The 541-nt window shown below is 44.0% G+C and carries 1 protein-coding gene and 1 pseudogene; both read right to left on the bottom strand.

Features of this window, described 5'->3' with window-relative positions; all coding sequences use genetic code 11:
• A pseudogene (locus R7P64_RS24580) lies at nt 1–253 on the bottom strand (Tol-Pal system protein TolB); the annotation flags it as partial.
• A 10-nt stretch (nt 254–263) separates the two neighbouring features.
• A partial coding sequence (gene tolA, locus R7P64_RS24575) for a cell envelope integrity protein TolA (protein WP_318124246.1) occupies nt 264–541 on the bottom strand: 278 nt, incomplete at its 5' end.

Raw genomic sequence — 541 nt, 5'->3', positions numbered from 1 at the left:
ATTCATTGAATGGCGTTTGTGGCATTTTATTAGTTGGCACTGGGCTGAACTTACCACTGCGCTGTAGGTCAGATGCAATGACAGCAGAAATGTCGGTAGGAAGTGGTTGACTGCCCTCCCATTTAAAGGGAACAACAGCAATTGGTCGTGCCGAATCAATACCATCGGTAATGACCAGCTCCAATGCAGCGTGCGCTACATTCGTTAGACTGCCTAGCAGTACAAACATTCCTAGTAAAAGACGTTTAATCACGGCTTATCCCTTATTGTTGTAGTGCGACCGTAAGGTTAATATCCTTCAGCCTTTGGTTAACTGTTGAATCGGTTGACATCGGGAAACTTGGTACTTGTGCAATTGCACTCTTTGCAGCTGCACATACTCTAGAGTCACCAGAAAGCACGTTAACTGACGAAACAATCATGTCAGTTCCCGTAGGAATCAGCTTAATGTTAACTCTACACTCCTTTCCCAATAGGTAGTCATCCTTTAGCAATCGGCTTTGAATAAGCTGAATATAGATTGAACTGTAGCGGGAAACCT

It is taken from the genome of Vibrio sp. 2304, assembly GCF_033339475.1.
Lineage (GTDB): Bacteria > Pseudomonadota > Gammaproteobacteria > Enterobacterales > Vibrionaceae > Vibrio > Vibrio alginolyticus.
This window is presented reverse-complemented; position numbering and strand designations above follow the sequence as displayed.